Genomic DNA, 24,407 nt, shown 5'->3' with positions numbered 1-24,407 from the left:
ACTAGTCCGGATCGCCCGGGCTGCGCAGGAGTTCGCGGGCCCGGGCCACGGCCAGGAGGTCCTCCTCCCGGCCGCGCCGGGCGGCGAGTTGCAGGCCGACGGGTGCTCCCTGCGGGGTGCGGCCCGCCGGGAGGCTGATCGCCGGATGGCCGGTGATGTTGAACGTCCAGGTCAGGGCCACGCTCAGGGTGGGCCCGGGGCCCTCGTGGCCGTGCGGCGGGTTCGGGGTGACGGGGGTGGCGATCAGGTCGGCCGGGGTGTGCGTGAAGAGGGCGTCGACCTGATCGGTGAGTCCGGCCGCCTCCCGGCGGGCGCGGGTGACGCGCTCCGGGTCCCGGCCGCGCAGGCCGCGCCAGCAGTCGGCGGGGTCGGTGAGCCGGACCGGGGCGTCGACGGATTCCAGCGCCCCGGACGCGGTCAGCGCGTGCAGCAGGGTCCGGGCCGTAGCGGCGATCGCCTCGTCCGTGGCGGCGAAGCCCAGGTTCGGGGACCAGATCGTGCGCAGGGGACGGTGGGGCGGGGCCAGGCCCGGAAGGGTCGTGGTGCCGGCGAGGGCGTCGAGGTACGCGGCGGCGTCGGCGGCCGTGCGGGCGAGCGGGCCCGCGATGTTGAGTCCGGCGCGGTCCCGGGCGGGCACCCGGCCGTTGGTGGGCTTGAGGCCGATGACTCCGCACCAGGCGGCGGGGATCCGCACGGACCCGGCGCCGTCGCTGCCGGTGGCGACCGGCACGAGGCCCGCCGCCACCGCCGCGGCCGAGCCGGCCGAGGATCCGCCCGGGCTGCGGTCCGGGTCGAAGGGGTTGAGCGTGGGGCCGCGCGGGGTGTCCCCCCAGGTCTGCCATGCGGTCCCCGGCCCCGGCGTGGAGGTCGTGCCAACGGGGACGCAGCCCGCCGCCACGAGCAGCCGGGTCTGGTCCGAGGCCAGGCCCTCGGTGCCCTTGACGGCGAGCGGCACCCCGGCCAGCGGCAGCCGCTCGCCCGCGGCGATGCGCCGATCCACCTCGGCGGCCCGCTCCCGCGCGGCGGCCGGCAGCAGGCCGGTGAAAGCCCGCAGTCCGTCGCGCAGGGCGATGCGTTGCAGGGCCGACTCGGCGACGGACCGGGCCGACACGTCACGACGCCTGACGGCCTCGGCGATCTCGCATGCGGTCGCCGAGGCCGTCAGAGCCGTGTGTGCTTCGGGAAGTCCGGGCATCGCCCCAGCCTAGAGGGCGGGTGCCGTGGGTTTCTGGCGGTCCGTCACCTCACGTCATAGGCACGGGTGACGGTCTGGGTGACCTTCGCGCCGTCGGCGTCGGAGAAGTGCGCCTTGAGCATGACCTGCTTGCCCGTGGCACCGGTGTGGTCGAGCACGGCCGTCCAGCGGCCGTCGTGCCGCTCGACCGGCGCCTCGGTCCAGGTGGCGCCGTCGTCGTACGAGTACGCGAGGGTGGCCTCGGTGATCTCGGCCGGGCTGTATCCGGCGTGTCCCTCGACGGAGAGGCCGACCTTGATACCGCTCTCGGCGGGCAGCGTGTTCATGCCGTCCACCGGGACGTCGTACGCCGGGAAGAGCATGGGCAGGCCGCGCGAGTAGACGTCGTCCTCGCGGTGGGAGCGGAAGCCCCAGGTGGTCGTGGCGGCGGTGGAGCGCAGCCAGTTCCGGTCGCCGGAGAGGATCTTCCCGAGCGTCTGGGTGAGCTCGTAGTCGGCGGCGTCGTCCGGCACCTCGAAGGCGCCGAACGGGTCGATGCGCGTCCCGATGACCTCGCCGTCGCGCTTGAGCTCCAGCTTGCCGAGGTCGCCGAAGGAGCCACCGTAGGTCCAGTGGTCGTCCGAGCTGTCGTTCCACTGGGCCGTCTGGAAGCCGATCATGTCGCCCTGGCGCTCACCGGTGAGCATGAGCTTGCCGTCCGCGTCCCGGGGCGCGGTGGGGCGCAGCGGGCCGCCGTACCATTCCTCGGTGCGCCGCTGCCCGGCGCTGTAGGTTCGCTCCTGGTCGCTCATGAACGCGGCGAAGGGGAAGCTCGTCATGGCGCCGTGGAACCAGCGCTCGTCGCCCGTCGTGTAGTACGCGGTGCGGGTGACGGGCACGTGGACCTTGCCGTAGGGGCTGATCGCGATGAGGCCGGCGCTGTCGGGGCGCCGCACCCACAGCGCGTCGAGGTAGTCGGCTTCCTTGCCCAGCGCGTGCCACTTCTCGGTGACGCGGGCCAGTTCGGCGTCACGGGGCCGCAGTTCACGGTCGGAGCGCAGCGGGCCGGACATCGGGAACGACAGGTTGTAGACGTACGGCTCGCCGTCCTCGGAGCCCTCGGCGCGGAAGGTGGGACGGAACTCGAAAGCGCCGTCATCGGCACGGCCCTCGACGTCCGCGAAGAAGTCCTGCACGGAGGCGTCCGTCAGGAGCGACGCCGAGACCTGCCAGGTGTCGTCCCACGAACGGGCGTAGCTGAGCGACGTGTTGCCGATCTTCGCGGGGCGCTCGGTGCGCAGGCTCAGCCGGTGCGCGGTGCGGGCATCGAGGACGACGGTCGTGTCACCGCCGATGTGCAGCTGGGGCCGGCCGAGGTAACTGACGGACGTCACCGTCTTCTTGTCGTCGGCGTAGGTGGGCACGAAGGTGCTGATCGCGTAGTCGCCGGGGCGGACCTGGAAGGTCTGGTCCTGCGCGCCGCCGTTCGTGCGGCGCTCGCCCTTGTCGGTGTCGAGGCTGACGACGTCGAGGGAGGAGCCGCCCGAGGCGGGTTCGCCGTCGCGGTCGACGACCTTGACCCGGAGCGTGACGGTCTTCGGCTGGATGTACGCCGTGACCGGGACGGAGACGTGCACGCCGTCGCCCGTGGCGTGAATTCGGCCGGTGACGGCGCCGTACTGGTGGTCCTCCAGGTGGGCGGTGGGGTCGACGCGGACCGGTACGTCGACGGTGTCGCCGGCCGGGACGGTGACCTTGCCGCCGGCGATCTCGAAGACGCCCGAACGCACGGCGCTGCCGTCGTTGCCGTGCACCCCGTCGACCTTCAGGTCCAGGGTGACGGCCTTGCCGGTGGTGTTCGTGAAGGGCACCTTCACGGTCGTGCGGTCCGACGGGCTCTGCGGCCAGTCGAAGCTGCCGCCCTGCACGGCCGGGGCCGCGACGACCTTCTGGTGGACGGCGGCGGCGACGTCCAGCACGCCGCTGCCCGTCTCGTCGGCGCCCGGGACGGTGTCGCCGGTCCGGGCCGAGGAGACGAGCGCCGCCTTGATCTGCTGCGCCGTCCAGTCGGGGTGGGCCTGCCGGACGACGGCGGCCGCGCCCGCGACGTGCGGGGTGGCCATGGAGGTGCCGGACATCGTGCGGTACGCGTAGACGCCGCGGCCGCCCGCGCTCGCCGCGGAGATGCCGACGCCGGGGGCGGCGATCTCGGGCTTGAGCGTGTGGGTGACGGCGACGGGGCCGCGGCTGGAGAACTGGGCGGTCGAGTCGTCGCGGTCGACGGCGCCCACGGTCAGCACGCCGGGGACGCAGCCGGGTGAGGACACGGTCTCCGCGCCGGGGCCCGCGTTCCCCGCGGCCACGACGAAGAGGCTGTGGGTGTTGCGCGAGAGGGACTTCGCGGCTTCGGAGACGGGGTCGGTGCAGTCGCCGACGGCGGGGTTGCCGAGGCTCATGGAGACGACGTCGGCCTTCTGGTCGACGGCCCACTGCATGCCGGCGATGACCCAGGACTCCTGGCCCGAGCCGCCGTCGTTCAGCACCTTGCCGATGAGCAGCGAGGTGCCGGGGGCGACACCCTTCTTCTTTCCGTCGCTCGCGGCGCCCGACCCGCCGACGGTGGACGCGGTGTGGGTGCCGTGGCCGACCTTGTCGTCGGTGGAGGAGGAGTCGGTGAAGTTCTGGGAGGAGGCGATGCGGTCGGACAGGTCCGGGTGCTCCGCGTCGGCGCCGGTGTCGAGGACGGCGACCTTGGTGCCCTTGCCGTCGTAGGCCTCGGCCCAGGCCTCGGGAGCGCGCACCTGGGCGGTGGAGCGGTCGAGGGTGCCCTTGACCTTGCCGTCCAGCCAGAGCTTCTCGAGCGCGGCACCGGTACGGGTCCGGGGCGAGCTGACGTCCTTCCAGAAGGCGGTGGCGTCCTTCTTGTCCGCCGCGAGCGCGACACCGTCCACGGCGGGCAGGTCGACGACGTGCTCGGCGCCCTCGGGGACGGCGGCCTGCGTCCCGACCGTCGCCCCGGAACGGAAGGTGGCGATCAGCGGCAGCGTCTTGGTGTGCGCGTCGTCGTACCCCTGGCGGATGAGTCCGGTGACGTTGAACAACTGCTCGTCGACCGTGCCGTCGGCTATCGCCCCGGCGGCGCTCTCGGGGTGGACGTAGAGGTCCTTGCCCCGCTGGTAGGTCTGGATCGTGGGCCGGGTGCCGTCCTCGCGGGGCAGGACGCTCGCGCTGCTGCGGCCGGCGGAGTCGGTGACGACGAGTACCCGGTCGCCGGTGACGAGCGTGACCGTCGAACGCTTCCCGCCCTTGGCCGCGGTGCCCGCGTCCCCGAGGACGTGGCGCGTCTCCGGAGTGTCGCCCGGCGGGCCGGCCGCCGCGGTGGAGGCCGCCACGCCGGTGAGGGCGAGGGCGACGACGGACGCGGCGCCCAGAACTGTATGTCTGTGGGGACGCATGGATCTCCCTGTTCGAAACCGTGAGCACACCATCGTGCGGTCGCAGCGTGGCAGAGATCCGAGGGGGTTCAGGGGTGGCGGAGGTGGCGGGTCCGCCTCATGTCGGAATCCCGACACGAGGCCGTACCGGAGCGCCGGGCTCCGGGCATGTCCGCCGCCCGGGTCAGAGCCAGCCGGCGCGGGCGGCGTGCCAGCCCAGCTGGAGGCGCGAGTCGGCTCCGGCGAGGTCCATCAGGCGCCGCGTGCGCCGTTCCACGGTGCGTACCGACACACCGAGCTGCGCGGCCGCCCGGCGGTCGGAGACGCCCGCCAACAGCAGAGCCAGCACGGCGAGTTCGCCTTCGGTCGGATCGTCCGGCGACTCGTCCTCCACCCGCACGCCGCCGGCGGCGACGCGCAGGGGACGCGCCTTCTCCCACTCCCGCTCGAAGAGGTGGACGAGCGCGCCCAGCAGGCCGCTGCGGTGGACGACGATGGCGCTCGGCTCACCGTCGGAATCAGCCATGTCCAACGGCACCATGGCCCGTTCCCGGTCGGACACGAGCATCTTCAGGGGCAGGGTGTCGGCCAGCCGCAGTTCGAGACCGGCCGCGAGGCCGGCGTGCACGTCCCCCAGGACGCCGTCCCCGTCGAGGTAGTCCTGCGCGGCCACGGCCCGGAAGGCGACACCGCGCTCCAGCGCGAACGACTCGGACACGTCGGCGTCGGCCCGACGCACCGCCCTGGGCTCGCCGACCAGGAAGGTGAGCAGCTCCTGCTGGGCGCCGCGCTGCAACTGGTGGAATCGGTGCGCCACCTGCTCCACGCCGACGACGACCTCGACGACGCCGCCCGCCGGGTGCGCGACCGCGCTGCGGTACTGCTCGGTCACCATCGAGAAGGCGGTCTCGGCGCGCTGGAGCGCGTTGCGCTGCTCGACGAGGAAGGGGGCGAGCGCCACGGACGGCGGAGCCAGCCGGTACCCGGCCGGCGAGCGCTCCCCCTCGGGCCCGTCCCACGCCGTCGCGGCCGCCGCGTCGACCGCCACCAGTCCGCGCAGCGCCAGATCGTCCAGGACGCGGATCACCTCGGACTCCGTCAGCACGGTTCGTCTGACGAGCTCGGCGACCGAGGCCACCGGCCGTGTCAGCAGCGCGGTGTACACCGCTTCCTCGTCCCGGCTCAGTCCCAGTTCCCGCAGCATCCGCTCCCCTTTCCGGCGGCACCATAACCCGGGCGGCGGAGCCTCCCCGGTTGATAGGCAAGTGGACACTTGCCTATGCTGGGTCGCGTGGCCGACGACCTGTTCAAAGCCCTCGCCGACTCCACGCGGCGCACGATCCTCGACGAGCTCACCGAGCGGTCGGGGCAGACCCTGTTCGAGATATGCGCGCGGCTGAGCATGAAGCACGGGCTCGGCCTGTCGCGGCAGGCGGTCTCCCAGCACCTGGCGGTGCTGGAGTCGGCCGGACTCGTCAGGACGCGGCGCGAGGGCCGCTACAAGTACCACGACCTGGACACGGCGCCGCTGCGGCAGATCACCCAGCGGTGGCCCGTGCCGACCACCTCGTCCCGGACGGGACCCACCCCGGAGGAGAGCAGCTCATGAAGATCCACCTGACCAGCGTGTTCGTCGACGACCAGGCCAAGGCCGAGCACTTCTACACCGAGGTCCTCGGCTTCGTGAAGAAGCACGACGTGCCCGTCGGCGAGACGGACCGCTGGCTGACGGTCGTCTCCGCCGAGGAGCCGGGCGGCACGGAGCTGCTGCTGGAGCCCGCCGGGCACCCGGCCGTGAAGCCGTACCGCGACGCCCTGGTGAAGGACGGCATCCCGCTCGTCCAGTTCGCCGTCGACGACGTCCACGCGGAGTACGAGCGGCTGCGGGCCCTCGGCGTGCACTTCACGCAGGAACCCCTGGAGATGGGTCCGATCACCATGGCCGTCCTCGACGACACCTGCGGCAACCTGGTCCAGATCGCGACCGAGCCGAAGCCTTAGCCCCGCGAGAACGGCCCCCGAGAACGCCTCTGGGAACGCCCCGGAAAAAATCTTCGAAAAAGTCCGCCGGTGATGTCGAGACGCCGTGGGCTGCTCCGTCCCAGGGGTGCAGGCGGCCACAATGGCCGCACCGGAACCGAGGAGAAGACCATGGCCAAATACCTGCTTCTGAAGCACTACCGCGGCGCCCCGGCCCCGCTCAACGACGTCTGCATGGACCAGTGGACGCCTGAGGAGATCTCGGCGCACATCCAGTTCATGCGGGACTTCGCGGACCGGCTGGAGAAGACCGGGGAGTTCGTCGACGGGCAGGCGCTCGCGCCGGAGGGCGCCTGGGTCCGGTACGACGGAGAGGGCCGGCCGCCGGTCACCGACGGTCCCTTCGCGGAGACGAAGGACCTCATCGCCGGCTGGATGGTCATCGACGTGGACAGCTACGAGCGCGCCGTCGAGCTGGCCGGGGAGCTGTCCGCCGCGCCGGGCGCCGGCGGCAAGCCGATCCACGAGTGGCTGGAGGTGCGTCCGTTCCTGACCTCCGCGCCCGACGCCGACGCGTGCCACGGGTGACGTCCTCGATGGACGAGCGCCTGCTGCGCAGCCTCACCCCCGAGGTCCTCGGGGTCCTCGTCCGCCGCGGAGCAGACTTCGCGGCGGCCGAGGACGCCGTGCAGGACGCGCTGGTCGAGGCGTTGCGGGTCTGGCCCGCGGACCCGCCGCGCGATCCGAAGGGCTGGCTGGTCACGGCGGCCTGGCGGAAGTTCCTCGACGCGACACGGTCCGAGGCGGCACGGCGGCGGCGCGAGGACCGGGTGGAGGAGGAGCCGCCGCCGGGACCGGCCCCGAGCACGGACGACACGCTTCAGCTGTACTTCCTGTGCGCGCACCCCTCGCTGACGCCGGCGTCGGCGGTGGCACTCACCCTGCGGGCCGTCGGCGGGCTCACGACCCGGCAGATCAGCGAGGCCTACCTGGTCCCCGAGGCGACCATGGCGCAGCGCATCAGCCGTGCCAAGCGGACGGTGTCGAAGGAACGCCTGGACCGGCCCGGGGACGTGGCGACCGTGCTGCGGGTCCTGTATCTCGTTTTCAACGAGGGGTACTCGGGCGATGTCGACCTCGCGGCCGAGGCGATCCGGCTCACCCGTCAGCTCGCGGCGGTGGTCGACCACCCCGAGGTGTCGGGGCTGCTGGCACTGATGCTGCTGCACCACGCGCGGCGCGCCGCCCGCACCGCTGCGGACGGCGCCCTGATCCCGCTCGCCGAGCAGGACCGCACGCGCTGGGACACGACGGCGATCGCCGAGGGCATCACGATCCTGCAGTCGGCGCTGGCCCGGGACCGGCTCGGCGAGTTCCAGGCCCAGGCGGCCGTCGCGGCGCTGCACGCGGACGCGCAGACGGCGGAGGAGACGGACTGGGTGCAGATCGTCGAGTGGTACGACGAGCTGGTGCGGCTGACCGGCAGCCCGGTGGCCCGCCTCAACCGCGCGGTCGCGGTGGGCGAGGCGGACGGGCCCCGCGCGGGCCTGGCCGCGCTCGCCGAACTCGATCCCGCCCTGCCCCGGCGCACCGCCGTCGCGGCGTACCTGCACGAGAAGGACGGCGATCCGGGCACGGCGGCGCGCTTGTACGCGGAGGCGGCGCACGCCGCGTCGAACCTCGCGGAGCGCGACTATCTGACCCGCCAGGCCGCCCGGCTGAACACCGCGCTCAGGACGAGCTGAAGGCACGCAACCCGCGCCGCGGGGAAGAGTGGTGACGCCTTGTCAGGCTGCGGCGCGCCGGTTGCGGCGGACCAGCACCGCCACCGTCGTCGCGATCCCGCCGATGAGCAGACCGACGCCGGTGAAGATGAGGGGCAGCAGCCACAGCGAGACGAACCCGTCGATCTTCGCGTCCTGCGGCGAGTCGGCGCGGTACAGCACGTCGACCCGCTCCCCCAGGTCGTAGGCGGGCGGGTTCGAACCCATGGAGCTGCGGAACGTGGTCGCCCGGCCTTCCCGCGTGGTGAACTCGACCACCGGGTGCGCCGTGGGACCGCTGCGGGAGCGGCTCCTGCCCGAGTAGCCGCCGCTCCCGGCGCTCCACTCCAGGGAGACCACGGTGCCCCGGGCCTGCTCGGCCGAGGTCACGTACGAGAGCGAGACACCGCCCATGACGAGTCCGATGACGAGGAAGAGCGCTCCGAACGCGATCGCCCCGAAGGTGATCCACCAACCCGCGCCGCGCCCGCGCCGCTGATCCTTCATGTCCTGCCTCTCGCTCGTGGGGGCCCGCGGTACGGCTCGTGGGGGAACTCACGGGAGGGTGGACGTTATCGCAGCAGGTCAGTGCCGTTCGACGGCGCCCCTCCCGCAATTCGCTCGCCCCGGTCCCGCGCGGCTCCTACGTTGGGTCCATGAGCGGGGAACACATCGTCGGTCTGGCCGGGCTCGTGGTCGTCCTCGCGGGTCTGACGGCCTGTGCGCTGATTCTGCGGAGCGGCTCGATCCTGCCGCCGCCCCGTCCGCCGGATCCCCTGTGCGGCGGCTGCCTGCACGGGCGCTCCGAGCACTGGAAGGCTTCCGGTCGCTGCGTCCACGAGGACGGTGACCCTCGCGAGGGCAACGACAGTTACGGCAGCGGCCCGTGGACGTGGTCGAAGCCTCCGGTGTGCGCGTGCCCGGCCTTCCGCCCCCGGACCCAGGCTTCTTGACGGTGCGTCAGGAAGCGGGCTCCGCGTCGTCGAAGCGGGCGCAGTGCGCGTGGATCTCGTCGTGGTGGGTGCCCGCCCAGTCGATGAGCGCCGTGACGGCGGCGATGAGGGAGGCGCCGAGCGGGGTCAGTTCGTACTCGACGCGGGGCGGCACCTCCGCGTAGGCGGTCCTGGTGACCAGGCCGTCGCGGCGGAGCTGGCGCAGGGTGTGCGTCAGCATGCGCTGGGAGATGCCGGGGACGGAGCGCTGCAGATCCGTGTAGCGCAGCGGGCCCGCGTGGAGGGCGCTCACCACGAGTACGGTCCACTTGTCGCCGGCGCGCTCGACGATCTGCCGGATCGTCTCGCCCTTCTCGGCGGGCCACGCGGCGCACGGTCCCGTCGGCGCGGCGGGCCGCGCGGGGTGCCGGTTTTCCATGTCGCGCCCGTCCTTCCTGGTCATCGTTCCGCACACGCGTGTGCCTTTTGTACGCCTCTCCATACTGACGCACCATGGGGTTACGCACCAGCGGTATGAATCCAGATCAGAGGCGCTTCACCGGGCGGAACCGGACCTGCGCACACTCCGCTGAGCGACCCCAGCCACAGGAGGAGACCCCGTGACCATGCGTGCCGCAGTCGTGTCCCGTTTCGGCGGACCGGAAGCCATCGAGATCGTCGAGACCGCGGTGCCCGCGCCGGGCCCCGGCCAGGTACGGATCCAGGTGGCCGCCGCCGCGCTGAACCCGGTGGACGCCGCCACCCGCGCGGGTGTCTTCGGCGCCCGGGGCGACCTGACCGGCCTGGGCTGGGACGTCGCGGGGACGGTCGGCGCCGTCGGCGAGGGCGCGCCCTTCGCGGTCGGCGACCCGGTGTTCGCCCTGTTCACGGGGCACCACAAGGAACTGGGCACGCACGCCGAGCAGGTCGTGCTGGACGCCGGGGCGGTGGCCCGTGCGCCGAAGAGCGTGGACGCCACACACGCGGCGACGCTGCCGCTGAACACCCTGACCGCCGCCCAGTCCCTGGACCGGCTCGGTCTGCGGCCCGGGCAGCGGCTGCTGATCACGGGCGCGGGCGGCGGCGTCGGCGCGCACGCCGTGGAGCTGGCCGCGCACCGCGGCCTGGAGGTCACGGCGCTCGGCCCGGACCACGCGGAGGACTTCCTGCGCTCGCGCGGTGCCGCGCACTTCCTGCCGCGCGGCACGGAGCCCGGCGCCGGCGCCTTCGACGGCGTGCTCGACGCGGCCGGGCTGGGCGCCGATGCGCTGAAGGCGGTCCGCGACGGTGGGGCGTACATGGGCCTGTGGCCGGGGCAGGAGCCCGCGGCCGAGCGCGGCGTCGTCGTCCAGGCGCTCAGCGTCGAGGCCGACGGCCCGCTCCTGGCCGAGCTGGCCCGGCTCACCGACGAGGGCGTGCTGCTGCCGCGCGTCGCCCGCACCTACCCGCTCGACGAGGTCGCCGAGGCGCACACGCGTCTGGCGGAGGGCGGCCTGCCGGGCCGTCTCGTCCTGGTCCCCTGAGTCCGCCCCGCTGAAGGTGCCCCCGGGCCCGTCACCGCCCCGCGGGCAACGCGCGGACCGGTGCGGGCTCGGGCCGCTTGGCGTGGCGGCCGTCGCCGGAGGAGCGTCCGGTGACGCGGCGCCAGGCCCAGGGCCCGAGGAAGGATCCCGCCCAGGCGAGATCCAGTGCGGTGCGGCGCCAGGCGGGCAACGGCGGCATCGGTGGCAGCGGGTCCCGCCAGGACGCGTCGCTGCTCGGCAGCCCGAGCGCCTCCGCCGCGGCGCGGGCGATCCGCGCGTGACCGGCCGGGGAGGCGTGCAGCCGGTCGGCGCTCCACATCCGCGGGTCGACGGCCACGGGAGACCCGGAGGCGTCGACGACGGTGACGCCGTGCCGCGCGGCCGCCTCGCGAAGGCGCCCGTTGAAGTCGGTCAGGCGCGGGCGCAGCGCCGAGAGCGCCGGCGTCAGACGGGTGAGGTCCGGGAACGTGAACGTGAGGACGTGCGCGCCCGCGTCCGTGAGCTCCGCGAACATGGCCTCGACCTCCGCCGCGACGGGTTCGGGCCGGAAGCCCGGCCGGACCACGTCGTTCATGCCGGCCATCACCGACACGAGGTCGGGCCGCAGCGCGAGGGCCGGGCCGAGCTGCCCGGCCCGGATCCGGGCCGCCTGCAGGCCGCGCACGGCGAGGTTGGCGTAGGTGAACTCCGGCTCGGCGTCCGCCAGTTGTTCGGCGAGCCGGTCGGCCCAGCCCCGGTACCCGGAGGCCTCGTCACCGTCCCCGAGCCCTTCCGTCTGGGAGTCGCCGATCGCGACGTAGCGCAGGTACGTGGTCATGAACCCACACCTTACTCAACTAATTGATTACTCCTCTAGTCCCCTATTGCTCACCCCCCTACTCCCCCTCTCCCTCACGGGCCCCGGACAGCCCACCGGCCCGCGCCGCCATTGGTGGGCGGAGGCCTGCGGGCCTACCGTCGAAGGCACATCGCCGCCTCGGAGGAGAGCACCCATGTCGAAGATCCTTTTCGTGATGACCGGCGCCGACCACTGGACCCTGGCCGACGGCACGCGGCACCCCACGGGATTCTGGGCGGAGGAGGCCGTCGCGCCGTACGAGGCGTTCAAGGCGGCCGGGCACGAGATCGTCGTCGCCACGCCGGGCGGGGTCGTGCCGCCGGTCGACCGCGGCAGCCTGGCGCCCGAGTTCAACGACGGGCAGGAGAACGCCGACCGCGTGGCCGCCACCCTCGACTCGATGACCGAACTCCGGCACCCGATCGCCCTGACGGACGTGGACCTCGCCGACTACGGCGCCGTGTTCTACCCCGGCGGCCACGGGCCGATGGAGGATCTGGCCGTCGACGCGGACTCCGGGCGGCTGCTCATCCGCGCGCTGGACTCCGGCAAGCCGCTCGGCGTGGTCTGCCACGGACCGGCGGCCCTGCTCGCGGCGACCCGGGAGGACGGCACGAACGCCTTCGCGGGGCACATGGTGACCGCGTTCACGAACACGGAGGAGGAGCAGGCGGGTCTCGCGGCCCAGGCCGAGTGGCTGCTCCAGGACCGCCTCACCGAGGCCGGAGTGAACGTGCAGGAGGGCGAGCCGTGGGCGGCGAAGGTGGTCGTCGACGGCCGCCTCGTCACGGGCCAGAACCCGGCCTCCGCCGAGCCGGTCGCCATCGAACTCCTCAAGCTGCTGGGCTGAGCCGGCACGAAGCCCCCTGGAGAACTCGTTCGTCGCATATATAACAGCACTTATATAAGTGCTGTTATGATGCCGGGCATGGCCGACTCGCACGCACGGACACCCCAGCCGGACCTTCCCGACGACCCGACCGAGCGGAGCCTGTGGCGGCCCCTGTGGCAGCTGCAGGCCTCCATGGACGCCGACATCGGTCGCGTCTACGCCGACCGGCGCATCGAGGGGCTCAAGCCGACCTGGGTCATGGAGCTGCTGCGGCTGCACGCGCGCGGCCCCATGACCATCGCCGAGCTGGCCGACTCGGTGGAGCGCACCCATTCGGCGCTGAGCCAGAAGGTCGCGGCGATGCGCAAGGCCGGATGGGTGCGCACCGTCGTCGGCGACGACGCCCGCACCCGGAAAGTCGAGCTCACCGAGCGGGCGCACGAGGTCGTGGCGCGGCTCGCCGCGGAGTGGCGGGCGACCGAGGCCGCGCTCGCGGAGCTGGAGGCGGAGCTGCCCTATCCGCTGTCGCGGGTCGTCACGGACATCGAGGCGGCGCTCGCCCGCACCAGCTTCCACGACCGGATCGCCGCGAAGCTCGCGGAGGACCCGGCATGGGACTGACCGGCACGGGACGAGGCCGCCGGGGACTGGGCCGCTCGCTGATCGACGTGTCGCCGCTGCGCACTTCGGCGCCGTTCCGGCGCCTGTGGATCGGTCAGAGCCTGTCGGGGCTGGGCGGCCAGATGACGCTGGTCGCGGTCATGTTCCAGGTGTGGAGCTCGACCGGGAGCACGGTGTGGACGGGGGCCGTGGGGCTGGCCCAGGCGGTCCCCCTCATCGCGCTCGGCCTGTTCGCCGGATCGCTGGTCGACCGGGTGGACCGGCGCGTCGTCTACCTGGTCACGACCGCGGGGCAGACGGTGTTCGCCGTCCTGCTCGCCGCGCAGGGCTTCCTCGGTCCGGCCCCCGTCGCCGGGGTGCTGGTCCTCGTCGCGCTGCAGTCCTGCTGCGCGGCCGGCGGCGGTCCGGCCTCGCGGGCCTTCGTCCCGCATCTGCTGCCCGCGCACCAGGTGGCCGCGGGGCTGGCCCTGCGCCGGATCGCGTTCCAGGGCGCGATGCTGCTCGGCCCCGCGCTGGGCGGACTGATCGTCGGCGCGTGGGGCGTCGGGGCGTGTTACGCGATCGACGCCGCGACGTTCGTCGCGGCGTGGCTCGGCGCGCGCGGACTGCCGCGGATGAGCCCGGGGGACGTGGTCGCGCGTCCTGGACTACGGGGTGTCGCGGACGGGCTCGCGTTCATGACGCGGACGCCCGCGGTGCGCGGGGCGCTGCTCACGGATCTGGCGACGACGGTCCTGTCGATGCCCGTGAGCCTCTTCCCTCTCGTCAACTCCGAGCGTTTCGGGGGCGATCCGGGCACGCTCGGCCTGTTCCTGACGGCGATCGCCGTCGGCGGGGTCACCGCGTCCGTCTTCTCGGGGACGTTCACCCGGCTGCCCCGCCCCGGCCTGGTGATGCTTGCCGGATCCGCGGGCTGGGGCGCCTCGTTGACCGTGTTCGGCCTCGTGTCGGCACCGTGGGCCGGGCTCGTGTGTCTGGCCGTGGCGGGGGCCGCCGACACCCTGACCGTCGTCTCGCGCGGGACCGTCCTGCAGACGCACACCCCACGCGAACTCCTGGGCCGGGTCGGGGCCGCCGAGCAGATCGTCGGGCAGGCCGGGCCGGACCTCGGCAATCTGCGCGGCGGCCTCGTCGCCCACGCGTTCTCTGGTTCGGCGGCGCTGGTCAGCGGCGGCCTGCTCTGCGTGGGCGCGGTCGCGGCGGTGGCCGTGACGGCGACCGAACTGCGGGACGGAACCCGCCGGTTCGGCCGCACGCAGCCCGAGCCGCAGTGATCCGTGACGTGCCGGCCGGGCACGCGTACGACGCGGCGGGTGGCGTCCCGAGCCGGCCCGCACGCGAGGAACGAGGAGGACCCGTGGACGATCGAGGAGGACCCGTGGAAGAGACCGCGCAGGAGCAGGCGAGCCCCGAGGTGCGCGAGCGCGTCCAGGACAGTTTCGACCGGCAGGGCCTGATGCGGCTCCTCGGCGCCCGGCTGACCGTGATCGCCCCCGGCCGCGTCCACATCGAGCTGCCCGCCCGGCCCGAGGTCGGCCAGCAGCACGGCTACGTCCACGCGGGCGCCACCAGCTCCATCGCCGACAGCGCGGGCGGCTACGCCGCGTTCACGCTGTTCCCCGAGGGCTCCGAGGTGCTCACCGTCGAGTACAAGATCAATCTTCTGGCGCCGGCCGTCGGCGACCGGCTCGAAGCCGTGGGCACGGTGCTGCGCTCCGGCCGCACGCTGACCGTGTGCCGCCTGGAGGTGTTCGGCGTGCACGACGACGGGCGCCGGGCGCTCGTCGCGAACGGGCAGCAGACGCTCATCCGGCTCGACGCGCCCCGGCCCTGAACGCGCCGCCGGTCAGCCTCGGTTCGGCCGCACGACCACCTCGCTGCCGATGGGGACGAACCCGCACGACAGGAAGGCGCGCAGGGAGCGGGCGTTGCCCGGGGACACGGCGACGAACAGCGGCTCGCCGGCCTCGACGAGGCTCAGCGCGTCCTCGATGAGTGCCCGCCCGACGCCCTTGCCGGTCTGCTCCGACGCGTGCAGTTCGATGCTCAGCTCGCGGCGTCCGGCGAGCCCGTCGGCCAGGATGACCAGGCCGCGCTCGTCGCCGTGGACGGTGACACCGGAGCGGATCTCGCGCGCGTACCGGACGCGCGGGTGGTCCATCGCCTCCTGCGAGGTGACCTCGGGCAGGCGTGCCGGTCCGCCCGTCCCCCGGGCCACGAGGATCGCGTCCACGCAGCCGGTCCAGCCGCCGGGACCGGCGAGCCGGTGCAGGAAGTGCGCCGCCATGGATCCGCCGAAGGCGTCCGGGCCCTCGGCGAGCACCTCGGCCTCGGGCAGCGCCGTCGCGACGACCGCGTGTCCGGTGAACGCCACGGAGCACTCCAGGCCCCCGGCCAGCGGCGGCAGCACCGTCACGGAGCCGTCGCAGGGCGGGAAGCGCCCGTCGGCGGCGTCGGTGAAGTGGGCGAGGAGCGGGTGGGGCGTGGGCATCGGGGTCTCTCCTGCGGTGCGGGGCGCGGTGCCGTACGAAACGGGTCGTCGACGGCACAGCCTGACACGTGGCGCGCCCGCACGGATCCGGTGGGTGGCGGACCGATGAGTTCCGGGCCGCCGGACGGTCCGTACTCCCAGACAGGCCACACCTTTCGGTCGCACGACCCGTACGGAGGCACCATGTCCACCAGCTCGAACGCCCTGCCGCCCGTAGTCGACACAGCCACCTGGGAGAAGGAACTGGCGGCGCTGCGGGTGCGGGAGAAGGCCGCCACCCGCGAACTCGACGCCATCGCCGCGCAGCGCCGCCGGCTGCCGATGGTCGAGATGCCGGACTACGTTCTGGAGGGCGAGGACGGTCCGGTGCGGCTCGCCGAGATCTTCGGCGACCACTCCCAGCTCATCGTGTACTCCCACATGTGGCACGAGGGCGCGGAGTGGCAGTGCAGCGGCTGCACCGGCTTCACCTCCCAGTTCACGCGCCAGCTCGGCCTGGAGAAGTTCGACGCGCGGTTCGTCGTCGTCACCCAGGGCCCGATCGACGAGGCGCTCGCCTACCGGCGCAAGGTGGGCAACAAGATGCCGTGGTACTCGACCGCGAACAGCCCGTTCGGCAGCGATGTCGGCGCACCGCCGGACGGGGGCTTCGCCGTCAACGTCTTCCTGCGCGACGGCGACAAGGTCTACCGCACGTGGCACACGGGCGGCCGCGGCGTCGAGCAGCTCAGCCATCTCTTCGCCCTCGCCGACGTGCTCCCCTACGGACGCCAGGAGGTCTGGCAGGACTCCCCCGAGGGCTGGCCGCAGCAGCCGACGTACAGCCGCTGGGCGAGTTCGCAGGAGATCGCGGAGGCGTACGGGGAGGGCCGCTCCTGACACCCGGCCGGGGGCCCGGTTGGACGTTCCGCCGACCGGGGCCGCCGGGCCTCGTGGGGACCGCGTCTTGTGCGCCCCGACGGCCACGGCTTGGACTGCCGGGGTCACGAGGGAGGAAGCGCATGACACCCATGCTCGACGGTTGGACGCCGTGGCCCGAGGAGTTCGTCGACCGGTACCGGTCGATCGGGCACTGGCGCGGCGTCACGCTCGACAACCTGCTGTCCGACACGGCACGGCGGCAGGCGCCGCGCACGGCGCTGGTGCACGGGGCGACGCGGCTCACGTACGGGCTGCTGAACCGGCGGGTGGAGCGCACGGCCGCCGGGTTCCGGCTGCGCGGGCTGCGGCGCGGGCAGCGGGTCGTGGTGCGGCTGCCGAACGTGCCGGAGGCCGTGATCGCCCTGTTCGCACTGCTGCGGGTGGGCGCGGTGCCGGTGGTGTGTCCGGTGGCGCTCGGCGGGCGCGAGCTGGCGCACGTGGTGCGGGTCAGTGAGGCGGCCGGTCTTGTCGGCACTGCCTCGCATCGGTCCGAGGTGGCGGAGATCGCGGCCGAAGGCCCGTTCCTGCGGCGGGCGTTCACCTACGAGCCGCCCGGCACGGAGTCCCCCTACGGCGGTATGTCGATCGACTCCTCGGGCTGTCACTTCTTCCCGCTGGGGTCGGTGGACGCGGCGCCGGAGCCGGCCCCGGTGCACGGCGCGGGCGAGGTGGCCTTCTTGCTCGTCGTGCCGGGCCCCGACGGCACTCCCCGGCTCGTGCCGCGCACGCACGACGCGTACGCGTACCAGGTGCGGGCCTCCGGTGCGGCGGTGGGGTTGAGCGCGCAGGACGTCCATCTGGCGGCGCTCCCGGCCGAGTCGCTGCTCGCGTCCGGCTGCCCGGGGATCCTGGGCACGCTCCTGTGCGGCGGCACGGTCGTCCTCGCCGACGATCCCGGGCCCGCCGCCTGCCTCCCGCTCGTCGCGGACGAGCAGGTCACCGTGGCCACGCTCGCACCGGCCGGCCTGGAAGCCTGGCAAGCCTCCGACCCGGGCCCCCTCAAGAGCCTCCGGCTGATCCTGACCCCTTCAACCGGCAGTGACCAGACCGGGCGCGAACTCGATTGTGAGACACGGCAGTTCCTCACCCTGCCGGAGGGCGTGGCCGCGCTCTCCGGATCCGGGGAGAGCACCTTCCACCCCCTCACGTCCGACGACGAGTTCACGGTGGACCGGGACGGTGACCTCGGTGAACTCCTCGTCCGGGGGCCGTCGGTGACACGCGGCTACTACCGGGCGCCGGACGCCGACGCCGAGGCCTTCACCTCCGACGGCCGGTTCCGTACGGGAGTACTCGTGCGGCGCGGCGCCGACGGCGGGCTGCTGGTGACGGGCCGCGCCGGCGCCTGAGCCGCGTCACGCCGGTGTCAGGAGCTCCGCGTGGTGCCGCTCGGCGACCAGGGGGTGGGCGCGGAGCTTGCCCTTGAGCTCGTTGTAGCCGTACTCGGCGAACAGCGGGTTGTCCGGGGTGTCGGTGACGCCGGGGGCGGTTGACGCGTAGGGGAAGGCGAGCGGCTGGACGTGGGCGTCCAGGCGGGGGTTGTAGAAGAACGGGACGGAGAACCGCTCGGTGGCGCCGGGCGGTGACACGACCCGGTGGTTGGTGGCCCTCAGATAGCCGTTGGTGGCGACTTCGAGGAGCTCGCCGAGATTGACGACGAAGGCGCCGGGGATGGGCGGCACGTCGTGGAACAGTCCGTCCTCGCGCTCGACCTGGAGGCCGCCGACCTGGTCCTGGAGCAGCAGCGTCAGGAAGCCGTAGTCCTTGTGGGCGCCGACCCCCTGGGCCGCGCCGTCGCCGGAGCCGCCCGGGTAGCGGACGAGCTTGAGGTGCGGGTGGGCGTGCCGGCCGAAGATGCCGTCGTAGAAGGCGGGGTCGGCGCCGATCGCGGTGAGCAGTTCGTGCAGCAGCTTCTCGGCGACACCGCTGAGCCGCTCGACCCACCGCAGGGCGGCCGTGCGCAGCTCCGGCAGGTCGTCCGGCCACTGGTTGGGCCCCTGGAGCCACCAGTACGGGGGCTCACCGGCTCCCGGGACGTGGGCGGGGCGTTCGGCGCCGATGTCGAGCTGGTCCCGCCAGTCCTGGCGACCGCCGGTGCGCTCGTCGCCGGTGCGGGTGTAGCCGCGGAAGTGCGGCGAGTTCACGTTGTCGAGCGCCAGCCGCCGCTCCTCGGGCAGTGCGAAGAAGCGCCGCATGGCGGTGAGCAGGAGGCGGGTCTCCTCGTCGGTGACCCCGTGCCCGATCAGCTGGAAGAACCCCACGTCGTGCGCGGCGCTGTGCAGCTGTGCGTGGAGCAGGGCCCGCGCCTCGGGTCCGCGGTCGGCGGCGGAGAGGTCGATGATCGGAAGTTGCTGGTTCGACGCGTTCGTCGTCGTCGATACGTTCGTCATGGTGCGTCCGCAGGGTGTACGGGGTGCCCGTACGCCGCCGGGGTGTGGCGGGGCACAGGTGCCTGATGGAAGAGAGACGTACGGCTGGGGAAAGCGGCCGGGACGGCACCGTGAAGAAGGAGGCCGAGGAGGGCCGGACCGCTCAGAAGGAGCGTCGACAGCCCGTGCTCGTGACGCGGACGTAGTCCACGTGGCGGCGGCGAACGAGCGGGATCATGGGTTCAGCATACTGCGCACCTCGCATTGCGGACGTGACGCAGGTCACGCGTGGTCGGCCCAGTCCTGTTGCGTCGCCCACTCGGCGAAGGTGTGCCAGCGGACCTCGGGGTGGGCCCGGCGCAGGCCGGTGACGTCGACGTCGAGGCCGTCGCTCGCGAAGTAGGCGAACATGGCCGCCAAGTCCTCGGACCGGCGCCTGACTTGGTCGAGCGGGACCTGCTGGTGGGCGATCGGGCGTCCGGCCGCGGCCGCGATGATCTCGGCCATGCGCGCGGGCGTGCAGGCGTCGGAGGCGAGGTCGATGCGGCGGCCGGTGAACTCGGCGCGGCGGCGCAGGGTCAGCGCGGCGAACGCGCCGATGTCGGCGGCGGGGATGAGGGTGAGGGGCAGGTCGCCGGGCATCGGCCAGGCGAACGTGCCCTCGCGCAGGCCCTCGCGGGTCCAGCCGGTGGCGAAGTTGTCCATGAACGCGGCGGGGCCGATGACGGTCCAGGGCACTCCGCTGGACCGGAGGTGCTGTTCGACGAGGTGCTTGCTGTCGTAGTGGGGGATGCCGGTGGCGCGGTCGGCGTGGGCGGCGGACGTGAACACGATGTGGCCGACGCTGGCGGCGGCCGCGGCGTCGACGAGGTCCCTGCCCTGCCTCGTCTCGACGGTGACGTCGGTGCCGAACGGGGTGGTGACGGCGAAGAGGGAGTCCGCGCCGGCGAGCGCGGCGTCCAGGGAGGCGCGGTCGTCGAAGTCGGCTCGGCGCACGTCGGCGCCGAGGGCGCGCAGGGCCCGGGCGGCGGGGGCGTCGGGGGCGCGGGTCAGGGCGCGGACCCGGACTCCGGCGGCGAGCAGGGCGCGGGCGGTGGCTCCGCCCTGGGCGCCGGTGGCGCCGGTGACGGCAACGGTGAGCATGAAGGTGTACTCCAGGTTCTCGGGCGAGTTCCCGGCAGGCCCGGATGCGGGCGCACGGGAAGGCGACGGCGCGCTCATCAGCTGCGCCACGCAGAAGACTACCCAAGACCTCTGCGTCGCGCAGATAATTAATCGCGGGTCGCGTCCAGCACCGAGGTCAGCTCGGCGAGAACCTCCAGGAACAGGCCGGGCAGCTCGCGGTCCTTCTCGCCGGACCGGCCGATCGCCATCCACTCCGCGTAGGCGATCTTGAACGCGGCCGCGCCCGCCTCGGCGGCCAGCGTCGCCGTCCGGGGCTCGACGCCGCGCTCGCGCAGGGCGCCGGCCATCGCCAGCGAGAACGCGTCCAGCTTGACCAGCTCGCGCTCGCGCAGCTCGGCGCTGGCCGAGACCACGGCGTCCCGGTCCCGGGCGCGCCGCGGATCCTCCTGGAAGAAGGCACCGAAGGCTTGGAGCGCGCCGCTCACCGCGACCATGGGCGAGGCCGATTCGGGCGCCTCCGCGACGGCCCGCGTGACGAGTTCGAGCGCCGCCTCGGCCCCGTAGAACAGGACTTCGCGCTTGTCGGTGAAGTGCCGGAAGAAGGTGCGCTCGGTGACGCCGACCGACGCGGCGATCTCCGCGACCGTCGTCCGGTCGAAGCCCTGCTCGGCGTACAGCTTGAGCGCGGCGTCCGCCAGTCGGCCTCGAGCGTTCGGCTCCCATCTACCCATGCGGAGATCCTACGTGACGTCAGTGCATGACATCAGCTGGTTCCGGAGGCCGGTGCCGGGTAGATCAGATGGCCGTCCCGGACACGGGCGTGCTCGTTCAGGGTCGCCCGCCGCGTCTTGCCCGGTCCCATGATGTCCACGACCTCGGCCCCGGCGTCGATCAGCGCGTCGGTGACGAGACGGCGGTGGCAGCGCCAGGGGACGGCCTCGCTGCACATGATGACCGTGGGTTCGCGTCGTGCCTGGTCCAGGAGTTCGCGCAGTCCCTCGGCGAAGGTGTCGGTCGCCATGTGGTCGGCGTAGTCGCGGAACGCCTTGACGCGCCAGGCGTCGTTCACGGTCGGCGTCCCCGCGGGGGTGTGGCGGCGGCCGCCGAGCGCGGGCATCCAGCGGTAGGTGATGTCCGGCGGCAGGTTCGCGGCGATCGCCGCCCGGTTCCACTGCGGGTACGCGCGCGACGAGGGGAACGAGCGGATGTCGACCAGACAGGTGATGCCGTGTTCGCGCAGCATCCCCACCAGTTCGTCGAAGTCGCGCGTCGAGTGGCCGACGGTGTACACGACCGGGTGCCCGGCCGTGCCGCCCGCCGCCGCGCTCACGTCAGGGCCCCGGGACCTTGGTGAGGGCGCCGCCCTTGTGCAGGGCGATGTGATCGGTGCGGTCGCTCCTGATCTCGTACTGCGGGTCGCTCTCCGAGCAGTGGTGGGTGTAGCCCTTCCACTCCACGTCACGTGTGTGCTTCTCGATGATCGTGCCCTCGACGTGCCCCGCCTCGGAGTTCCACCGCACGTGGTCGCCGACCGCGAACTGCTCCGCCATGCCGTCCTCCGTTTCCGTGGCCCCGTGGTGCCTGGCGATCCGTGGTCCTCCCGCATTGTCGGGACAGGGCGGCCCCGCCCGCATCCCGGCGGCACCTCACGCTGTGACATCCCTTGTCAGCGGCGCCGCGCGCGTGCTCAAATGTCGCCGACCTACGGACCGGGATGCTCGTCAGTCCCGGGGCGGCCTCCGCACGGGCCGAACGGCGGGGGGTGTCGTCGGACGACGGCACCGGACGCCGGGCGTACGGGATGAAGACATCCACGTACCCGGAGGACCTGCTCCATGAGCAAGCACGTGCTCGCGCAGAATCAGTACGGCAAGGCCGAGAACCGCATCGTCAAGATCACCCGCAAGGGCAACGAAGGCACCTGGCACGACATCCGCGACCTGAACGTGTCGGTCGCGCTGCGCGGCGAGTTCCGCGACGTCCACCTGACCGGCGACAACGCCAACGTCCTGCCGACGGACACCACCAAGAACACCGTCTACGCCTTCGCCAAGGAACACGGCGTCGAGTCCCCCGAGGCTTTCGGCATCGCGCTCGCCCGGCACTTCGTCCACTCCCAGCCGGTGATCCACGAGACGCAGATCCGCATCGAGGAGTACCCGTGGGAGCGGCTGCCGGCGCCCACCCGGCGCGAGCAGCACTCCTTCGTCCGCTCGGGGCAGGAGGTGCGGACCACGCAGATCACGTACAGCGGTGACACCGGCCAGCTGCAGATCGTCTCCGGGCTCAAGGACCTCACCGTCATGAACTCGACGGACTCCGAGTTCCACGGCTTCATCAAGGACAAGTACACGACCCTGCAAGAGGCCTACGACCGGATCCTCGCCACGAAGGTGACCGCCCGGTGGGCCTACGCGGCGTCCGCGGCGAGCGAGGCGGACACCGACTGGGACCAGATGTACAAGGACGTCCGGCGGCGGATGCTGGAGGCGTTCGCGGACACGTACAGCTACTCGCTGCAGCAGACCCTGCACGCGATGGCCGACCGGGTCCTCGACCACGTGCCCGCGGTCAACGAGGTCCGGCTCAACCTCCCGAACAAGCATCACTTCCTCGTGGACCTCGAGCCGTTCGGGCTCAAGAACGACAACGAGGTGTACTTCGCGGCGGACCGCATGTACGGCCTGATCGAGGGGACCGTCCACCGTGACGGCGTCGCGCCCGTCATCGCGACGAGCGACTGGGTCACGGCCTGAGTTCCGCCGCCGCGGGCCGCTCCCCCGTCCGGGACGGGCCGCGGTGGCGCGCGTGAGCGCGCACCTGCTATAACTCACACGTCGCCTTCGGCGCACCAGACGGTGCGCTCGGAGGCTTTTTTCATGTCTGTTTCCGAGTCACCCCGACCTCACCCCCGCCCCGGCTATCGCGCGCTGCTGCGCAATCGCGAGTTCGCCGGTCTCTACGTCAGTTTCCTGTTCACCGTCGCCTCGAGCACGTTCTCCGGGTTCGCGCTCGGCACGCTCGTCGACCGGCAGACCCAGTCGCCGTTCCTCACCGCCGTCAGCATGTACGGGGCCACGCTCGCCACCGTGCTCGGGGCACTGACCCTGATGTCGGTCGCCGACGGGGAGCGGCCGCGGCGCACGCTCGTCGCGCTGGAGTGCCTGTCCCTGGCGGGGGTCGCCGCGCAGGCCGTGCCCGGGCTGCCGCTGGCCGCCCGCTTCGGCGTCCTGGTGTGCCTCGGGTTCTTCCAGTCGCTCGGCGGCGGCACCCGCATGGGGCTCCTCGCCGAGGTCGTGCCGCACAGCTCGTACGCGCTGGCCCGCTCCCTGATGAACATCACCTCGGGCGGCATGGCGATCATCGGGTACGCGGTCGGCGCCGCGCTCCTCCACTTCCTCAGCCCGCAGCAGGTGTTCGGGATCGCGGCCGTGCTCACCGGTCTCGGGCTCGTGGTCCTCGCGGCGACCGTGCGGGAACGCTCGATCCGGCTGACCCGGCGGCCCGGCCTGCGGACGACCTGGACGACGAACATCGAGCTGTTCTCGCACCCGGGGCGGCGGGCTCTCCTGCTGAACCTGTGGGTGCCGAACGGGCTCGTCGTCGGGTGCGAGGCCCTGTTCATCTCCTACGACTCCGGGCACGCGGGGGTGTACCTCGCCGCGGGTTCGGCCGGAATGCTGCTCGGAGACCTCCTGGTCGGACGGGTGCTGAGCGCGGCGGGGCGCCGCCGCTGGGCGTTCCCCCTGCGACTCGTGCTCGCGGTGCCGTTCCTGATGTTCGCGGCGGGACCGCCGGTGTGGCTGGCCGCGGTGGGCGTCTTCGTGGCGGGCGCCGGTTTCGCCGCCACGTTGCCCTTGCAGGAGCAGTTGCTGGCACTGACGGACGACGCGGTACGGGGCCAGGTGCAGGGCGTCGAGTCCGCGGGCCGGCTGAGCTGGCAGGGCGTGGGCGCGGCGCTGGCCGGCGGATTGGCACAGGTGGTGTCACCCGGGGTGGCGATGACGACGATGGCGGCGATCTCGGTGGCGGTGACGGTGGGCTCCCGCCCGTTCGTACTCCGCTCCGGCGCACCGGTCACGGTGGGCTAGCCCCGCCACGAGACGGCGCCACTCGGGCGCCGTCTGTACGCGCCCCGTCAGGGGCGCGGGGAACTGCGCGATCGGCCACGGCGACGCGATCGTCGGCGATGGTGCTCGGCCCCGACGGCGGGGCGCTGTAGCCCGGGCCGACCGCAACGCGAACCCGGCGCGGGTCGGGCCAAGGCTGAGGAACGGGGGCCTTGGCCGGTGCCATGAGGCGCCGGGGCAGATGTGCCACGTCAGGGGCGCGGGGAACTGCGCGATCGGCCACGGCGGGGGGCGAGCCCGGAGACTATGCCCGGCTCGGGTGCCGAGCGCCCGC

Annotated in this window: 26 protein-coding genes; 14 read left to right on the top strand and 12 right to left on the bottom strand. The window is 73.1% G+C overall.

What is annotated here, in order from left to right; genetic code table 11:
• Window position 1: 1 nt before the first annotated feature.
• The 3 genes from IAG42_RS33345 to IAG42_RS33335 all read right to left on the bottom strand — a co-directional run bounded on the left by IAG42_RS33345 (window position 2) and on the right by IAG42_RS33335 (window position 5,812).
• On the bottom strand, window positions 2-1,195 hold the full coding sequence (locus IAG42_RS33345) for an amidase family protein (RefSeq protein ID WP_188340680.1): 1,194 nt from the start codon (window positions 1,193-1,195) through the stop codon (window positions 2-4).
• Window positions 1,196-1,239: 44 nt separating this feature from the next.
• A complete protein-coding gene (locus IAG42_RS33340; protein ID WP_188340679.1) occupies window positions 1,240-4,629 on the bottom strand; it encodes a S8 family serine peptidase in 3,390 nt (1,129 codons plus the stop codon).
• 163 nt (window positions 4,630-4,792) lie between these two features.
• On the bottom strand, window positions 4,793-5,812 hold the full coding sequence (locus IAG42_RS33335) for a TrmB family transcriptional regulator (protein ID WP_188340678.1): 1,020 nt from the start codon (window positions 5,810-5,812) through the stop codon (window positions 4,793-4,795).
• A gap of 87 nt (window positions 5,813-5,899) precedes the next feature.
• Between IAG42_RS33335 and IAG42_RS33330 the strand changes: the two genes are divergently transcribed.
• The 4 genes from IAG42_RS33330 (at window position 5,900) to IAG42_RS33315 (ending at window position 8,333) form a co-directional block, all read left to right on the top strand.
• A complete protein-coding gene (locus IAG42_RS33330) occupies window positions 5,900-6,217 on the top strand; it encodes an ArsR/SmtB family transcription factor (RefSeq protein ID WP_188340677.1) in 318 nt (105 codons plus the stop codon).
• Window positions 6,214-6,609: a VOC family protein gene (locus tag IAG42_RS33325; RefSeq protein WP_188340676.1), complete on the top strand. Its 396-nt coding sequence runs from the start codon at window positions 6,214-6,216 to the stop codon at window positions 6,607-6,609. Before IAG42_RS33330 ends, IAG42_RS33325 begins: the two co-directional genes overlap by 4 nt.
• 150 nt (window positions 6,610-6,759) lie before the next feature.
• On the top strand, window positions 6,760-7,176 hold the full coding sequence (locus tag IAG42_RS33320) for a YciI family protein (protein WP_188340675.1): 417 nt from the start codon (window positions 6,760-6,762) through the stop codon (window positions 7,174-7,176).
• An 8-nt stretch (window positions 7,177-7,184) separates the two neighbouring features.
• Window positions 7,185-8,333, top strand: a complete 1,149-nt coding sequence (locus IAG42_RS33315) for an RNA polymerase sigma factor (protein WP_188340674.1) — start codon at window positions 7,185-7,187, stop codon at window positions 8,331-8,333.
• 42 nt (window positions 8,334-8,375) lie between these two features.
• Here the strand turns inward: IAG42_RS33315 and IAG42_RS33310 are convergent, their stop codons facing one another.
• Complete coding sequence (locus IAG42_RS33310) at window positions 8,376-8,858, bottom strand: DUF3592 domain-containing protein (protein WP_188340673.1); 483 nt, start codon at window positions 8,856-8,858, stop codon at window positions 8,376-8,378.
• Window positions 8,859-9,007: 149 nt separating this feature from the next.
• Between IAG42_RS33310 and IAG42_RS33305 the strand changes: the two genes are divergently transcribed.
• Window positions 9,008-9,304, top strand: a complete 297-nt coding sequence (locus tag IAG42_RS33305) for a hypothetical protein (RefSeq protein WP_188340672.1) — start codon at window positions 9,008-9,010, stop codon at window positions 9,302-9,304.
• Between the two features lie 7 nt (window positions 9,305-9,311).
• Here the strand turns inward: IAG42_RS33305 and IAG42_RS33300 are convergent, their stop codons facing one another.
• Window positions 9,312-9,722: a winged helix-turn-helix transcriptional regulator gene (locus tag IAG42_RS33300; RefSeq protein ID WP_188340671.1), complete on the bottom strand. Its 411-nt coding sequence runs from the start codon at window positions 9,720-9,722 to the stop codon at window positions 9,312-9,314.
• Window positions 9,723-9,909: 187 nt separating this feature from the next.
• Between IAG42_RS33300 and IAG42_RS33295 the strand changes: the two genes are divergently transcribed.
• Window positions 9,910-10,806, top strand: a complete 897-nt coding sequence (locus tag IAG42_RS33295) for an NADP-dependent oxidoreductase (RefSeq protein ID WP_188340670.1) — start codon at window positions 9,910-9,912, stop codon at window positions 10,804-10,806.
• A gap of 31 nt (window positions 10,807-10,837) precedes the next feature.
• Here IAG42_RS33295 and IAG42_RS33290 read toward each other — a convergent pair whose 3' ends face one another.
• A complete protein-coding gene (locus IAG42_RS33290) occupies window positions 10,838-11,623 on the bottom strand; it encodes an SGNH/GDSL hydrolase family protein (RefSeq protein ID WP_188340669.1) in 786 nt (261 codons plus the stop codon).
• Window positions 11,624-11,798: 175 nt separating this feature from the next.
• On the opposite strand from IAG42_RS33290, the gene IAG42_RS33285 reads away from it, so the two are divergent.
• From IAG42_RS33285 to IAG42_RS33270, 4 genes are all read left to right on the top strand, one after another.
• A complete protein-coding gene (locus IAG42_RS33285) occupies window positions 11,799-12,494 on the top strand; it encodes a type 1 glutamine amidotransferase domain-containing protein (protein WP_188340668.1) in 696 nt (231 codons plus the stop codon).
• Between the two features lie 78 nt (window positions 12,495-12,572).
• The gene (locus IAG42_RS33280) at window positions 12,573-13,097 is read left to right on the top strand and encodes a MarR family winged helix-turn-helix transcriptional regulator (protein WP_394811265.1); all 525 of its coding nucleotides are present in this window, start codon (window positions 12,573-12,575) and stop codon (window positions 13,095-13,097) included.
• Window positions 13,088-14,371: an MFS transporter gene (locus tag IAG42_RS33275; RefSeq protein ID WP_188340667.1), complete on the top strand. Its 1,284-nt coding sequence runs from the start codon at window positions 13,088-13,090 to the stop codon at window positions 14,369-14,371. The genes IAG42_RS33280 and IAG42_RS33275 overlap by 10 nt, the downstream gene beginning before the upstream one ends.
• Window positions 14,372-14,553: 182 nt before the next feature.
• Window positions 14,554-14,931 carry a PaaI family thioesterase gene (locus IAG42_RS33270; RefSeq protein ID WP_384620550.1) on the top strand — a complete coding sequence of 126 codons (378 nt, stop codon included), beginning with the start codon at window positions 14,554-14,556 and terminating at the stop codon, window positions 14,929-14,931.
• 12 nt (window positions 14,932-14,943) lie between these two features.
• Here IAG42_RS33270 and IAG42_RS33265 read toward each other — a convergent pair whose 3' ends face one another.
• Window positions 14,944-15,588, bottom strand: a complete 645-nt coding sequence (locus IAG42_RS33265; RefSeq protein ID WP_188340665.1) for a GNAT family N-acetyltransferase — start codon at window positions 15,586-15,588, stop codon at window positions 14,944-14,946.
• A gap of 183 nt (window positions 15,589-15,771) precedes the next feature.
• Here IAG42_RS33265 and IAG42_RS33260 point away from each other — a divergent pair, with 183 nt between their 5' ends.
• Together IAG42_RS33260 and IAG42_RS33255 are read left to right on the top strand one after the other, a co-directional pair.
• Window positions 15,772-16,467 (top strand): DUF899 family protein, encoded by a 696-nt coding sequence (locus IAG42_RS33260; RefSeq protein WP_188340664.1) that lies wholly within the window; start codon window positions 15,772-15,774, stop codon window positions 16,465-16,467.
• Window positions 16,468-16,589: 122 nt separating this feature from the next.
• Window positions 16,590-17,858, top strand: a complete 1,269-nt coding sequence (locus IAG42_RS33255; RefSeq protein ID WP_188340663.1) for an AMP-binding protein — start codon at window positions 16,590-16,592, stop codon at window positions 17,856-17,858.
• 6 nt (window positions 17,859-17,864) lie between these two features.
• Here IAG42_RS33255 and IAG42_RS33250 read toward each other — a convergent pair whose 3' ends face one another.
• The 5 genes from IAG42_RS33250 to IAG42_RS33230 all read right to left on the bottom strand — a co-directional run bounded on the left by IAG42_RS33250 (window position 17,865) and on the right by IAG42_RS33230 (window position 21,553).
• The gene (locus tag IAG42_RS33250) at window positions 17,865-18,899 is read right to left on the bottom strand and encodes an isopenicillin N synthase family dioxygenase (protein ID WP_188340662.1); all 1,035 of its coding nucleotides are present in this window, start codon (window positions 18,897-18,899) and stop codon (window positions 17,865-17,867) included.
• A gap of 261 nt (window positions 18,900-19,160) precedes the next feature.
• Window positions 19,161-20,021 (bottom strand): NmrA/HSCARG family protein, encoded by an 861-nt coding sequence (locus IAG42_RS33245; RefSeq protein ID WP_188340661.1) that lies wholly within the window; start codon window positions 20,019-20,021, stop codon window positions 19,161-19,163.
• Between the two features lie 128 nt (window positions 20,022-20,149).
• Complete coding sequence (locus tag IAG42_RS33240; protein WP_188340660.1) at window positions 20,150-20,734, bottom strand: TetR family transcriptional regulator; 585 nt, start codon at window positions 20,732-20,734, stop codon at window positions 20,150-20,152.
• A 32-nt stretch (window positions 20,735-20,766) separates the two neighbouring features.
• Complete coding sequence (locus IAG42_RS33235; RefSeq protein WP_262928321.1) at window positions 20,767-21,333, bottom strand: DUF488 domain-containing protein; 567 nt, start codon at window positions 21,331-21,333, stop codon at window positions 20,767-20,769.
• A 1-nt stretch (window position 21,334) separates the two neighbouring features.
• A complete protein-coding gene (locus IAG42_RS33230; protein WP_188340659.1) occupies window positions 21,335-21,553 on the bottom strand; it encodes a hypervirulence associated TUDOR domain-containing protein in 219 nt (72 codons plus the stop codon).
• A gap of 285 nt (window positions 21,554-21,838) precedes the next feature.
• Here IAG42_RS33230 and pucL point away from each other — a divergent pair, with 285 nt between their 5' ends.
• Together pucL and IAG42_RS33220 are read left to right on the top strand one after the other, a co-directional pair.
• On the top strand, window positions 21,839-22,759 hold the full coding sequence (pucL, locus tag IAG42_RS33225; RefSeq protein ID WP_188340658.1) for a factor-independent urate hydroxylase: 921 nt from the start codon (window positions 21,839-21,841) through the stop codon (window positions 22,757-22,759).
• Window positions 22,760-22,882: 123 nt separating this feature from the next.
• Window positions 22,883-24,094, top strand: a complete 1,212-nt coding sequence (locus IAG42_RS33220) for an MFS transporter (protein ID WP_188340657.1) — start codon at window positions 22,883-22,885, stop codon at window positions 24,092-24,094.
• The last annotated feature ends 313 nt before the right edge of the window (window positions 24,095-24,407 follow it).

The organism is Streptomyces xanthii (genome assembly GCF_014621695.1).
In the GTDB taxonomy this organism is placed as follows: Bacteria; Actinomycetota; Actinomycetes; order Streptomycetales; family Streptomycetaceae; genus Streptomyces; species Streptomyces xanthii.
Note: the sequence above shows the minus strand (reverse complement) of the source record. Positions and strands in the feature narration are given on the sequence as shown.